We start from the raw sequence: 12,801 nt of genomic DNA, 5'->3' as shown, positions 1-12,801 counted from the left end.
CGTGCACATCAGGTGTCGGAATGTGTCCCGACCCCTCGGCCCCGGTCACCCGCGTCCATAGAATGACAGCCATGCCCAGTACCCAGTGGAATCCGGGCGCGTATCTGACCTACGCGTCCGAGCGCACGCAGCCCTTCATCGACGTCCTCCAGCGCGTTCGCCTCCCCCAGGCGGGGACCATCCTGGACCTGGGCTGCGGCCCCGGAAACGGCATGCCCGTGCTGCGCGGCATGTGGCCGCACGCGTCCATCACCGGCGTCGACTCCAGCGCGGAGATGCTCGACCGCGCCCGCGAGGCCACCGACGACGACCGCATCAGCTACATCCGCTCGGACATCCGGAACCTGGAAGTGCCGGAGCCGGTGGACCTGGTGGTCTCCAACGCGGCCCTGCAGTGGCTCCCCGACCATCGGGACGTGCTGCCTCACATCCTCGACATGGTCGCCCCCGGCGGTGCGCTGGCGGTCCAGATCCCGGGGAACTTCAGCGCCCCCAGCCACGCCCTGCTGGCCGACTTCGCCTCCCGCGAACCCTATGCCGCCCACATCGACCAGGACTCCCTGCTCCAGCCGACCCACGCGCTGACCGACTACATGCTCGACGTCGCCCGCCCCGGCTGGGAGGTGGAAGCCTGGGAGACCCGCTACCACCATGTGCTGCAGGGCGAGGACCCGGTCTTCCAGTGGATCTCCGCGGCGGCCGCGCGCCCGGTGCTCCAGGCCCTCCCAGAGCCCGAGCTGAGCCGGTTCACCAAGGAGTACAAGGCCGCTCTGCGCGAGGCGTACCCGCAGACCTCGCTCGGCACGGTCCTGCCGTTCCGTCGCCTGTTCTTCATCGCTCGTCGCCCAGCGCAGTGATGTGCGTCGCGGCCGCGCTCGGGCTCCCGGGCGCGGCCGCGCAGGCCTTCTGCGTCTCGGTCAGGACGTCAAGCCAGACCACGTATCATCGGGGGCTGGACCGGAACTTCCCCTGACCGTGAGACCAGTGAGGCCTCCCATGTCGCAGCACTCCCCTGACACCCGACCGGCAGCCCAGGAGCCGTCCGACGGCGCGCCTGTACGCACCGCCCCGGCCACTCCGCGCACCCCGCTGGTGATCATGAGCACCTATCTGATCCTGGCTCTGGCCCTGGGTTGGCTCATCGGCCTGCCCCTGGTGCTGATGGAGGCGCCGGACCGGCACGCCGCACCGCTGGACATCTTCTTCAACCTGTTCATGCTCAGCCCCGCACTGGCAGCCGTGGCCGTCCACGTGATGGAACGGCGCCAGCCCGCCCAGGTGCTCTACGGCCACTTGGCGCGGACGCGTGAGGCCGAGCCCGACGCCGACGCTGAGCACGACGCTGAGCACGACTCAGCGGCCGACGTCGACATCACCACTCGCCTGCGGCCGCAGACGGTGACCGACGCGCTCGGCATCACACCGCTGCGTCCGGTGTCTCGACTGATCAGCTGGTCGGTGTTGGGCCTCCTGCTGTTCTTCGCGTTCAGCATGGCCACCCTGCCCATCGGCGGTCTGCTGGGGGTCTACGCCTTCGACCCGTCCATGCCGGTCTTCGTGCAGGACCTGGGCCAGCGTCTGGGCCACGACCCCACGGAGTTCATCGCCACCGGCCTGATGGTGGAGGCCGGGATCATCTTCGCCGCCGCCATCGGCTTCGTCTTCCTGCATGTGGGCGCCGAGATCGGCTGGCGCGGCTGGTTCTTCCCCCGGGCGCAGCTGCGCTGGGGCACCACTCGCGCGGTGCTGATCACCGGGGCGGCCAACGGACTCTGGTACGCCCCGCTGCTGGCCGTCGGCTTCTTCTACGACCAGGCCGATGTCTTCCAAGCCATGGGGCTGATGATCGTCTTCTGCATCATCATCGGCGGGATCCTGGCCTGGCTGCGCATGCGCTCAGGATCCGTCTGGCCGGCCGCATTCGCCCAGTCGATGATCACCGCGGCGACGATCCTGGCCTACTGGTTCACCTCCTTCGGCGAACAGCTCGACTTCCGGCAGGCCACCCTGCAGGGCTGGTCCGGCTGGCTGCTGCCGGCCGCCCTGCTGGGCGTGCTGCTGCTGACCCGCCGCCGCAGCTTCGCCCCGGCAGGCATCTGAGCAGGCCCTGACCACCACCGGTCACGCAGGGCCGGTCAGCGGAAGTTGATCTCCTCGAGGGCTTCGATCTGGGCCTCGATGTACTCCTCGGCCGCCTCCTTGCTCTCGAGGTCCTCGAGGAACATGGAGAAGTGGACTCCGTCGCCGTCCCACACCGCTAGCCCGGACTGCATCTCCTGCCCCGAATAGACCTCGTCCGCCCAGAAGCCACCGACGTCGTCCAGGCCCCACTCCTCGAGAGAGACCTCGTCGCCGTCGTCGGACTCCAACTCGGGGCAGGCCCCGGGCAGGGCGCCGTAAGGCTCCACCAGGTTCAGGCTGCGGTCCGAGGTGAAGATGTCCACCTCGATGGTCCCGAGGCCGTCGTCGTAGACCACGGCCTCCCCGGAACCGGTGGCGATCGCCGTCGTGTCGTCGATGTCGTCGAGCGCCTCCGCGCAGTCCTCGTCGACGTCATAGCCGGACCAGTCCAGCTCGAAGTCATAGGTGATGACCTCCTCGCCCGGCTCGATCTCCGTCAGGAACGGAGTCGGCCCCTCGTGGTAGCTCCAGCCGTCGGGAAGTGCGGACGCCTCGAGGTAGCCGGCGAGGATGTCCTGCTCGATCGCCGGACCGTCGCCGTCGTCAGCCTCGTCGTCATCGTCGTCGTCGTCATCGTCGTCATCGTCGTCGTCTTCGTCGTCTTCATCGTCGTCGAGCCCGTCGACGTCATGGTCGACGTCGTCATCCGGCTCCTCCACGTCGACGTCGGTGGCCTGCTCGTCCCCCAACGTCACGCAGCCGGTGAGCATCAGCGCGGCCACCGACAGCGCCCCGGCAGTCCGGACGGCCATCGTCCGGGCTGCGAACATGTCCGTCTCCTCCAGCACCGTTCCGTCCTGCTGCGTCCTCTGCCGGTCCATACCCTGTCCGTGCATGAGCCTGCCCTTCCTTCTCAGCCATCGTCTCTGCGATGCGTGCTCGCTCCCACGCCGGCACCGTGCCCACCCTGACGCGGCGTCGTCACCGGCCTGCTGATGCTGACCCTAACAATCGCCGGACGCCACCGGGAGGGCCCGGACCTCTCACAGCACTCTCGCAGAAGGCCACGAGGATGACCGCCGCTCCTTCCAGTATCGACCCTGCCCGCCTTGTGGGAGGAACAGCACCCTCAGGCCGACCCGACTCTGGTGCGCGAACTGCTCCAGCAGTTCATCAGCGCCTTGCTTGCTGCCGATGCTGATGCGGCCTGCTCGGGGGGCTCGACCCCGCGGATGGACAAGCTCGTCGGCCCTTTGGACACCGGACCCCATACCTTCGCCTGTCCTCATCCACGTTCGTCGCCGCGGACGCTCTGGTGCTCACAGTCCGCGAGAGCAGCCTGGCAGCGCAAGTTCACGGCCTGGTCGCCACCGTGTTCAATGCTGACGGGCACCGCGCGATCCTCGGGATCCAGGTCAAGTCCCAGACCTGGCTGTCCAAAACCCTGAGGATCTCGAACACGTTGCTCACCCGCTCAAGGATGATCCTGGCCTGATCCCGCGCCCACTGCTCAGGCACCCGCCGCAGCATCACGCGCTCAGCGCCTGAGCGACGACCATCACAGGAGGAAGGGCCGGCCGACACTCGCGTGCGCGGTGCGTCGACCGGCCCCGGTCACCCTCAGCCCCCTCCGCTCAGCATCGGTGGGTGGACTACTTCACGGAAGCTCCACAGCGGGGCCCTCGTGCTCGATGGTGGTGACCTCACCCCCCGACGTGGAGGTCCACGTGGTGGTGGGGACGAAGGAGCCGCGGTCCAGATCCTCCTGGGTCACCGTGTGATAGGGGAAGCCGCAGGTGTAGGAGGCGCCACCTTCCAGGTTCCGCCAGCGGCAGTTCCGGACGTCTTGCTCAGGATCGAGGTCCCGAAGGTTTCCGCTGGCGACCACGGTGGTGGTCGCCTCCGAGACGTTGGCGATGTCGTAGGTGAACGTGAGTCGATCGCCCACCTCGTAAGGCTCCTCCTGGGGGCCCACCAGGGTTCCGCCGGTGACAGTGATCAGGCCGTCGACCTCATCCTCCAGCCGTGGGACGTTCACGACGAGCGTGCCCTGCGAACTGCGTCCGTTCGCGTCGGTCATCGTCAGCGGGATCCGGTGGGTTCCACCGGAGGCGGTCGGTGGAACGTCGACGTCGACGGTGAACTCAGCGGAGCCGCCCGGTGTCAGCCGAGACGGAGCACCTTCGACAGTGACGTCCCAGCCGTCGGGGGCCTCGGCATCCACCTCGACACCGCGGATCGCCGGGCCGAGCTGGTGCTCCACACCGACGATGGCAGTACCAGAATCGCCGCGCTCGACGGTGAGGTCCTCAGCCGTCAGCGGGGCGCACAACCCTTCGAGCCAGGCGAGGTTGAACTCTGCGTAGCGGATGGAGTCGAAGCTCGGCTCATAGAGCAGACCGACATTGCCGTTGGGCAGGGTCGCCAGTGTGGAGTAGGACATCGCTCCGGGCTGGAACACCTTGGAGACAGGCCAGGTCTCGCCGTCGTCGCAGCTGGCACGCACAGTTCCGTTGGTGCGGCCCGACTGGCTCGCCGCGTTGGAGAACAGCAGCACCTTCGCCCGGTCGCTGCCCTCCTCGGCGTTCGGGAAGGCCCGCAGGATGGAGGCGTTGTTCGTCGGGTCGGGCAGATCCCGGTCCAGGGTCACCTCACCGTAGGTGACTCCTCCGTCTTCGCTGATCGCCACCTTGCGGAACCCGGAATTGTGAGAGTCCCGCGAATTGAGCATGACGCGCCCGTCGGAGAGTTCGACCGTCTTGTTCTCGTCCATACCGACGCCCACCGGCTCGCCGGCCTGCCAGGTCTCGCCGTGGTCGTCCGAGTAGATGGAGATCGCCTGGAACTCTTCGTCTCCATTGATGATGGTGTACTGCTGGATCAGGCGGCCCGCATGCGGGCCGTACTTCAGCTGGATGCCCTGCCCCGCCGAGGCGAATCGTGACCTCCAGTCAAGGTCGTTGGTGATGTCCTCGGTGATCGTCCGGTGTTCCCAGGTCTCACCGTCGTCGCTGGAGACGCTCACATTGGCGTGGATCACGTTGCGATCTTCGGGATCCACCCCAGGCTGGGATCCGAAGAACCCCTGGTCCTGCGAGAACACGTGGAAGTTGAAGATGTCCCCGGTCTCACGGTCCACGACGTAGCTGGGGTCGGAGTAGCCCTCTATGGGTGCCTCGGTGTCGCCTTCGCGGATGAAGGTCTGCTCCTGCCAGGTCTGGCCGCCGTCGTCGGAGCGACGCTGCAGGATCGAGTTGGGGCCCGGCGAGTCGGCCGCCGTGGGCCGCCCGTCGTAAGAGGCCAGGATCGTGCCCTCGTTGGTCACGGCGAGCGCAGGGATGCGGTAGTTGGGGAAGCCGCCATCCCCGGCCACGGCGAGGTCCTGCTCCTCATACATCGGCTGACCGCCCCAGAAAGGCGTGGCGTCGTGGTCGGACTCGGCTTCCGTGTGGGCGGCATGCGCGGCATGCATGGGGACCAGCATCGTGGCCGCGGCGGCGACCGCCAGCCAGCGGCCCGCGATGCGCGGCGTTCTCCGTCGTGAATTCACAAGTCATCCTCTCTAGGTCAGACATCAGACGTTAGATGTCTGCTGTGAACATTACGACGACTCCTTGTGATATGCAACACATCACCAGTAGGCTCAAGCCCTACCCCAGAAGAGTGTCGAGTCGACGTGGCCTGGACGACCCCACGGCGTAGTCCCAGACTCACCCTCGCCGAGATCGCCGAGGACTTCGGGACCCTTGCGGGGCGCCTGAGCACATGGTTGCGCCAGGCCGATTTCGCCTCGGTCCACCGACCGGTCGCCGACGTGTCGAGCCGCGGACGGCGGGTCGACCCCCACAGGACATTCCGTCAGTGTCAGGAACCAGGTTCAGCATCGGAGCCGCCCCGGCCCTCGGACACGCCGGGCGAGATCGATCGACCGCGCCAGCACCTTCGAGATGGTGTTGTCTGCTGCGGCAGATGTCTCTGACGTGGAGACCGCGGAGATCCGTGAAGAGTGCGCAGCCACCACTGTCACCGAAATCGCCCCTCGAGTGATGCGTGACGGTCGGGCGAACCCTGCGCCTATCGCACGCTCGGTCGGCCCTACCCCGGTGCATGTTGTTTCATGACCGTTCCGAGCACACCCACGAGAAGACGAAGCCCTGACGTCAGAGAGCGCCGCGGAACCGAGCGGTGAGTGACGTCGGATGCGTGATCGCCGTCCCGACGACCACGGCCCAAGCACCCAAGGCCAACGCCTCCGCGGCTTCAGCGGGCGTCCGGATCCTGCCTTCGGCCACCACCGGAACATCGGGATGGGATCGTACGATCTCTGCCAACAGCTCCAGGTCAGGACCCGAGCCCTTCGGCCGCTCTCCGGTGTATCCGGCCAGCGTGGTGGAGAGCAGAGCGGCGCCGGCGTCGACAGCTCGTTCAGCATCGGCGGCGGAACCGCAGTCGGCCATCACCACAGCCCCCTCCTGATGCAGCTGGCCCACGGTCTGGGCGAAGTCCAGGCCATCGGGGCGGGGACGCCCTGTGGCGTCGAGCGCGACGACGTCAGCACCCGCGGACAGGCAGGCCCTCGCATGCCGCAGCGTCGGCGTGATGACGACGTCGCCCCGGCCGTCCTTCCAGAGCCCGATCACCGGAACTCCCACCTGCCCCCGGATGGCGGAGATGTCCGCCAGCCCCTGGCATCGTATGCCGGCCGCTCCCCCGGCCTCGGCGGCCAGAGCCACCCGAGCCATGGTGTCCGGCGTCCGCATGGGCTCCCCGGGATATGCCTGACAGGAGACGATCAGCTGCCCACGCAGCGCCTCCACGATCGCGCTGCGGGACCCGTCCCGGACGGAAGTGCTCATGTACTTCTCCTGTTGCTGGTCGTCTCTGAACGGATGGCCATCTCGTGCATGGTCGCGGCTCCCAGCAGGGGAGCATCGTCACCCAGGGCGCCGCGAAACAACGCACGATGCCGCAGCGGGTCCATCGCTGTGGCGGCGTACCCGCGGCGCACAGCGTGCCACCAGAGGCCTCCCGCCCCGGTCACGGATCCGGTGAGGATGATCCGCTCGGGGTCCCAGGCGTTCGCCAGGGACCCGAGACACTCACCCAGTGCGGTCCCAGCAGTGATGAGCGTCCGGCGAGCCGTCCCCTCGACGTCGGCCGCGACAGCGGCGACCTCCGCGGCGTCAGCGGCCTCAGGATCACTCGGAAGCCGCCGGGCGGCATAGCGGCTCGCGATCCCACTCCCGGAGGCCACGGACTCCAGGTGCCCGGTCCTGCCGCAGGAGCACACCACCTGGCGGGCCGCACTGTGGTGCATGTGCCCGACGTGCCCGGCCAGGCCACCGGCACCCCGAACCGGTGCGCCCTGATGGATGAGCGCGCCACCCACTCCCGTGCCCACGGCCACCACCAGTGCGGAGCTGCAGCCTTCGCCGGCCCCCACACGGACCTCGCCCAGGGCGTGGGCATGGACGTCGTTGAGGACCGTGCAACGCAACCCGGTCTCCCGCCGCAGGGCAGCGCCAAGCTCGACCCCGGTCCACCCGGGGATCAGCTCAGTGGCTGAGACGACCTGTCCCGTGGCGTCGTCGATCACTCCGGCGCTGGACACTGCCACGCCTATCGCCTCGGGGACCTCAGCGAGCACAGCGGAAACCATCTGGACAGCGCGGCGCAGAACCGCGGCACCGCCCTGCGCGGCATGGGTCAAGTCGCGGCGCCGGAGCCCGATCTGCGGCACGGCTCCGGCGGCGATGGTCGCCACACCGCCTCGGATCGCTGTGCCACCGATGTCTAGGCAGATCAGCCGGGCCCCCGTCGGAAAAGACTCCACAGTGTCTGGCGAGCCCATCAGAGCAGGCCCTGAGCCCTCAGCACACCGGCAATGGCCTCGACGTTCTGCCCTTCGAGAGCAGAGACCGGCTCAGTGACCTGGTTGCTCGTGATCACGCCCATGAGGGACAGCGCAGTCTTGAAGGCCCCGACGCCTGCCCCATAGCCGCTCACGCCGGAGGTCACCGACACGATGGTCATCAGATCCGCCAGGTGGTCTTGGACCTCACGCACAGCATCCCAGTCCCCGGACTGAGCCGCCCGCCACTGCTTCACATAAGGCTCCGGTGCCACGTTGGCCAACCCCGGAACAGCGCCGTGGGCGCCTGCCAGGTACGCCCCGTCGACCACCACCTCATGGCCGGTCAGCAGGACCAAAGGGCTTCCCGCAGCCGTGTTGGCGCGGATGAGCTGCCGGAAGCTGACATCGTCGCCTGAGGAGTCCTTGACACCATCGATGATCCCCTCGCGCCCCAGGCGCAGCAGCATCTGCCCGTCGAGCTTGGTGTGCACACACACCGGAATGTCGTAGGCGAAGAGGGGCAGGTCCACCCGGCTCCGGAGCACCCGGAAGTGACGCTCGACGACCTCCGGCCCTCCGAGCGCATAGAAGGGCGCCGTCGCGACCAGAGCGTCGACTCCGACTGCCTGAGCCATGCGCGCCTGCTCGACGACTCGTTCGGTCTGAGTCTCAATCACCCCGGCGAGGACCGGAACCCGACCAGCGACGACTTCGACCCCGGTCTCCAGGATCTGGCGGCGTCGCTCGTCCGTGGAGAAGACGACCTCCCCCGAGGACCCGAGCAGGAAGAGTCCGTCGACTCCGGCATCGATGAGCCGATCCACGACGCGGGTGAACGATACGACGTCGAACTCGCCGTCAGCGGTGAGCGGCGTGATGACCGGCGGGATGACACCGGTGAATGTTCTGTCCATGGCTGTCCTAACTGGTGGTGGGTCGGAGAAGGGAGGGCGCAGCGGCCAGAAGGGTGCGGGTATAGGCGTCCTCAGGGCGGTCCAGGATCACCTCTGATGGGCCCTCCTCGACTATCTTCCCCTCGTTCATGACGGCGATCCGATCCGAGATGTACCGAATGGTCTGGATGTCATGGGAGATGAAGACCATGGAGAGGCCGAGCTCCCGCTTGAGGTCCATGAACAGGTTGAGGATCTGCGCCCGGACCGAGACGTCCAGTGCCGAGGTGGGCTCGTCAGCAATGATGACCTCCGGGTCCAGGACCAGTGCCCTGGCGATGGCCACACGCTGCCGCTGACCGCCCGAGAGCTGCGAGGGCAAAGCCTCCAGGGCCGACTCGGGGAGGCCCACCTGGGGCATGAGTTCCTGGACACGGCGCAGCCGTTCCTCCGGTGTGCCGATCCCGTGGATGCGCAACGGATCAATGAGCTGCTCACGGACGACCATTCGCGGGTTCAACGCGCTGGAGGGGTCCTGGAACACCACGGAGACGACTCGCCCGATGCGCCGACGGACCGCCGGCGAAAAACGCGCAACCTTCTCACCACGCACCGTGACGGTTCCAGCTGTCGGCTTCTGAAGTCCGCACAGCACGTTCGCGGTGGTCGATTTTCCGCAGCCCGACTCTCCCACGATGCCCACGGTCTCCCCGCGGTACAACTGCAGCGAGATGCCGCGCACGGCGCGGACCCGGTTCCGCCGGAACAGGCTGCCCGTCCGCGACGTGAAGGTCACCTCCACATCCCGAAGATCGATGAGCGGAGCATCCGTGCTTGTCATGCGTCATCCTCCTGGTCACGGGTGAAGCCGGCAGGTCCCGGGGCGCCGATCGACGACGCCACCGCGGGGTCACACCGATGCCTGTCGGCCGCGTCGCCGTCCTCGGGATGCACCGCATAGAGATGGTCGGAGTTCCCCACCCGCGTCAGCACCGGACGCACGTCCAGTCCCCGATCGGGCCTCGAGGATCGCGGAGCGAACCGGTCGCCGACGGGGAAGTCCTGGGGCGAGGGGACGGTTCCCGGCACCTGGTGCAGACGTCCTGCTCCAGCCTCGATCGACAGCACCGCTCCCAGCAGACCTCTGGTGTACTCGTGCTTCGGGTCGATCAGCAGGTCGGTGGTCTGGGCCTGCTCGACGACCTGTCCTGCATACATGACGGTCACCGAATGAGCGACCTCGGCCACCAGCGCGAGGTCATGGGAGACGAACACCATCGAGAATCCGAGCTTCTCACCGAGCTCGTCGAGGAGGTCGATCACCTGACGTTGGACGGTCACATCCAGGGCCGTGGTCGGTTCGTCGGCGATGATCAACTTCGGATCCCTGGTCAGCGCCATGGCGATCAGCACCCGTTGCCGTTGGCCTCCGGAGAGCTCATGCGGATAGGAGCTCAGGACCCGAGCCGGCTCCAGGCCCACGAGGTCGAGCAGCTCCTCAGCACTCCGAGTCCCTCCCCGGCGGGTCAGCTGACCCAACTGCGACCGGATCAGCATGGAGGGGTTCAGTGCGGAGAGCGCGTCCTGATAGATCATCGCGATCTCCCGGCCCAGCAGCTCCTGACGGCGGGCCGGGGAGCAGGAAAGCAGATCCTCCCCCTGATAGCGGACCTCACCGGTGATGCGAGCCTTGGGGTCCAGCAGACCCATGATGGCCAGAGCCGTGATCGACTTTCCACATCCTGACTCACCCACCAGGCCCATGGTCTCGCTCGGCCGCACCGAGAAGGAGACGTCGTCGACAACGTTGACGTCCCCGTGCCGCGGGAAGCTGATGCTCAGCCCCTCGACCTCCAGGAGAGGGGCTCCCCGTCCCGCGGAGATCCGCCGGTCGGTGCGGCTGCGCTCCACTTCGGTGAGGTGCTCGAGCCTGCCGTTGAGCTCCTGCTCCTGCTGACGGTGAGCGGCCACCGGGTCGACGAGGATCTCGTCGCTCCTGCGGCTGCTCACCACTGCAGCGGACACTCTGTTGTCCGGCGTCGCCACCATGGCGTCGGTCAGCCCCTCAGAGAGGATGTTCAGGCACAGCACTGTGATCATGATCGCCAGTCCCGGGAACAGCGCCTGCCACCAGCGTCCGGCCAGCACACCTTGCCGGGCGTCGGAGAGGATGTTGCCCCAGGTGGGGGTGGGCTCTCCGATGCCAGCCTGGATGAAGGTCAGCGAGGCTTCGAAGACGATGGCGTCGGCGACCAGGATGGTCGCGAAGACCATCACCGGTGCGATGGTGTTGCGCATGACGTGCTTGATCAGGATCCACGGAGCGCGGGCGCCTGCCACCAGCGCGGCGTTGACGTAGTCCTCGCCGAAGGCGGAGAGCACATTGGCACGGACCACACGGGTCAGCTGTGGGACGTAGAGGAAGCCGATGGCGAAGATGATGATGGGCAGGGAGTTTCCGAAGACCGAGACGTAGACGGCCGCCAGAGCGATGCCGGGGAAGGACATGATGATGTCCATGATCCGCATCACGGTCTCGGAGATCGGTTTGCGCGAGACGGCCGCGATCGATCCCAGGATCGCCCCGCTGACCAGCGCCATTCCTGTGGCCAGCAGGCCGATCAGCAGCGAGTAGCGGGTGCCGTGGATCATCCGCGACAGGACATCTCGGCCCTTCTCGTCGGTCCCGAAGAGATGTTCGGCGCTCGGCGGCTGACGCGCCGAGAAGATCTGGACCGGGTCATGGGGGGCCACCAGCGGGGCGAGGATCGCCGCCCCGGCGACGATGACCAGCACGATCAGAGAGATCTTCGAGCCCACGGGCATCTGTCGGAAACCGCGTAGGCTTCCGGCGTTCTGAAGCTTCTTCGTCAGAAAGGGTCTCATGGTCACACCGCCCGGATTCTGGGGTTGATGAGCAGATAGAGCAGATCCACGATGATGTTGATCACGATGAACGCCAGTGCCACGGTCAGCACGACTCCCTGCACGAGGTCGGGGTGATTCTGCTGGATGCCCTGGAGGATGGTCACGCCCATGCCAGGTAGGTTGAAGATGACCTCGATGACCACGGCACCGCCCATGAGGTACCCGATGCGGAGTCCCATGACGGTCACCGGGGTGATCAGCGCGTTGCGCAGCACGTTCCGTCCGATGACCACCGGCTTGGCGATCCCGGCGCCGAGTGCGGTGCGCACGTAGTCCTTGTCTAGCTCTTCCACCATGGAGGTCCTCACGATGCGGATCAGGGAGCCGGCGACCGGCACGGCCAAGGCGAACGCGGGCATGATCATCCGATCGACGTACCCGCTCGGACTCTCGGCGAAGCTCGGCAGAGCACCGGAGGCGGGGAACATCCCCAGGTTGGCGGAGAACGCCAGGATCAGCAGCACGGCGAGCCAGAACGACGGCGTGGCGATGAAGATGATGGAGGCGATCCGGATGAACTGGTCGGCCCACTGGTCGCGGTAGAGCGCCGCCACCACGCCGAGCGGCAGAGCGATGGCCACGGCGAGCACCAGGCCGATGACCGTGAGCTCCAGGGTCACAGGGAAGGCCTCGAAGACCCGGTCGGCAACCGAGACCTGCCGAGTGCCGTAGTTGCCGAGGTCGCCCTGAAGGAGACCGGCGAGGAAGCTGAAAAAGCGCGTCAACCAAGGGTCGTTGAGACCATGGGTCTCGCGGTAGGCGGCCAGAGCCTCAGGGCTGGCTCCTTCGCCGAGGGCTGAGTATGCGGGATCGATGGTGGAGAAGGACATGAGGAAGAACACGAGGAACGTGACTCCCAGGACCATGACCGGCAACACCATAAGCCGCCGCGCGATGAGGCTGAAGACGTTGTTCATGAACCGCTCCGATGGTGGAGGTGCAGGGATGGAGGTCGGACGCCGAGGGAGCGGGCGCGCCGGGCGCCCGCTCCCTCCGTGGCCCTCG

At 67.2% G+C, this 12,801-nt stretch carries 10 protein-coding genes and 1 pseudogene; 3 read left to right on the top strand and 8 right to left on the bottom strand.

Going from position 1 to position 12,801, the window contains the following annotated elements:
- The first annotated feature begins 71 nt into the window (after nucleotides 1-71).
- Complete coding sequence (locus tag SD455_RS05875) at nucleotides 72-857, top strand: methyltransferase domain-containing protein (RefSeq protein WP_445507526.1); 786 nt, start codon at nucleotides 72-74, stop codon at nucleotides 855-857.
- Between the two features lie 139 nt (nucleotides 858-996).
- Nucleotides 997-2,100: a CPBP family intramembrane glutamic endopeptidase gene (locus tag SD455_RS05870; RefSeq protein ID WP_445507525.1), complete on the top strand. Its 1,104-nt coding sequence runs from the start codon at nucleotides 997-999 to the stop codon at nucleotides 2,098-2,100.
- Nucleotides 2,101-2,135: 35 nt separating this feature from the next.
- Here SD455_RS05870 and SD455_RS05865 read toward each other — a convergent pair whose 3' ends face one another.
- Nucleotides 2,136-3,017 (bottom strand): hypothetical protein, encoded by an 882-nt coding sequence (locus SD455_RS05865; protein WP_445507524.1) that lies wholly within the window; start codon nucleotides 3,015-3,017, stop codon nucleotides 2,136-2,138.
- Nucleotides 3,018-3,193: 176 nt separating this feature from the next.
- Here SD455_RS05865 and SD455_RS05860 point away from each other — a divergent pair.
- A pseudogene (locus SD455_RS05860) lies at nucleotides 3,194-3,544 on the top strand (transposase); the annotation flags it as partial.
- A gap of 234 nt (nucleotides 3,545-3,778) precedes the next feature.
- On the opposite strand, the gene SD455_RS05855 reads toward SD455_RS05860, so the two are convergent.
- From SD455_RS05855 to SD455_RS05825, 7 genes are all read right to left on the bottom strand, one after another.
- Nucleotides 3,779-5,671, bottom strand: a complete 1,893-nt coding sequence (locus SD455_RS05855; protein WP_445507523.1) for an exo-alpha-sialidase — start codon at nucleotides 5,669-5,671, stop codon at nucleotides 3,779-3,781.
- A gap of 610 nt (nucleotides 5,672-6,281) precedes the next feature.
- Nucleotides 6,282-6,977 (bottom strand): N-acetylmannosamine-6-phosphate 2-epimerase, encoded by a 696-nt coding sequence (locus SD455_RS05850; protein ID WP_445507522.1) that lies wholly within the window; start codon nucleotides 6,975-6,977, stop codon nucleotides 6,282-6,284.
- Nucleotides 6,974-7,972, bottom strand: coding sequence for an ROK family protein (locus tag SD455_RS05845; RefSeq protein ID WP_445507521.1), 999 nt, complete (start codon nucleotides 7,970-7,972; stop codon nucleotides 6,974-6,976). The genes SD455_RS05850 and SD455_RS05845 overlap by 4 nt, the downstream gene beginning before the upstream one ends.
- Nucleotides 7,972-8,889: a dihydrodipicolinate synthase family protein gene (locus SD455_RS05840; protein WP_445507520.1), complete on the bottom strand. Its 918-nt coding sequence runs from the start codon at nucleotides 8,887-8,889 to the stop codon at nucleotides 7,972-7,974. Before SD455_RS05840 ends, SD455_RS05845 begins: the two co-directional genes overlap by 1 nt.
- A gap of 7 nt (nucleotides 8,890-8,896) precedes the next feature.
- Nucleotides 8,897-9,709 carry an ABC transporter ATP-binding protein gene (locus SD455_RS05835; protein ID WP_445507519.1) on the bottom strand — a complete coding sequence of 271 codons (813 nt, stop codon included), beginning with the start codon at nucleotides 9,707-9,709 and terminating at the stop codon, nucleotides 8,897-8,899.
- Entirely contained in the window at nucleotides 9,706-11,754 is a 2,049-nt protein-coding gene (locus tag SD455_RS05830) for a dipeptide/oligopeptide/nickel ABC transporter permease/ATP-binding protein (RefSeq protein WP_445507518.1), read from the bottom strand. Before SD455_RS05830 ends, SD455_RS05835 begins: the two co-directional genes overlap by 4 nt.
- Before the next feature lie 2 nt (nucleotides 11,755-11,756).
- Complete coding sequence (locus SD455_RS05825; RefSeq protein WP_445507517.1) at nucleotides 11,757-12,713, bottom strand: ABC transporter permease; 957 nt, start codon at nucleotides 12,711-12,713, stop codon at nucleotides 11,757-11,759.
- Nucleotides 12,714-12,801 lie beyond the last annotated feature (88 nt).

The sequence above is a fragment of the Nesterenkonia sp. K-15-9-6 genome, assembly GCF_052656005.1.
The sequence above is the reverse complement of the archived record's forward strand: the minus strand, read 5'-3'. Positions and strand labels throughout refer to the sequence as shown.

Coding starts and splice junctions, on each gene's coding strand:
- SD455_RS05875 (WP_445507526.1), top strand. CDS start 72: ATGCCCAGTACCCAGTGGAATCCGGGCGCGTATCTGACCTACGCGTCC.
- SD455_RS05870 (WP_445507525.1), top strand. CDS start 997: ATGTCGCAGCACTCCCCTGACACCCGACCGGCAGCCCAGGAGCCGTCC.
- SD455_RS05865 (WP_445507524.1), bottom strand. CDS start 3,017: ATGCACGGACAGGGTATGGACCGGCAGAGGACGCAGCAGGACGGAACG.
- SD455_RS05850 (WP_445507522.1), bottom strand. CDS start 6,977: ATGAGCACTTCCGTCCGGGACGGGTCCCGCAGCGCGATCGTGGAGGCG.
- SD455_RS05845 (WP_445507521.1), bottom strand. CDS start 7,972: ATGGGCTCGCCAGACACTGTGGAGTCTTTTCCGACGGGGGCCCGGCTG.
- SD455_RS05840 (WP_445507520.1), bottom strand. CDS start 8,889: ATGGACAGAACATTCACCGGTGTCATCCCGCCGGTCATCACGCCGCTC.
- SD455_RS05835 (WP_445507519.1), bottom strand. CDS start 9,709: ATGACAAGCACGGATGCTCCGCTCATCGATCTTCGGGATGTGGAGGTG.
- SD455_RS05830 (WP_445507518.1), bottom strand. CDS start 11,754: ATGAGACCCTTTCTGACGAAGAAGCTTCAGAACGCCGGAAGCCTACGC.
- SD455_RS05825 (WP_445507517.1), bottom strand. CDS start 12,713: ATGAACAACGTCTTCAGCCTCATCGCGCGGCGGCTTATGGTGTTGCCG.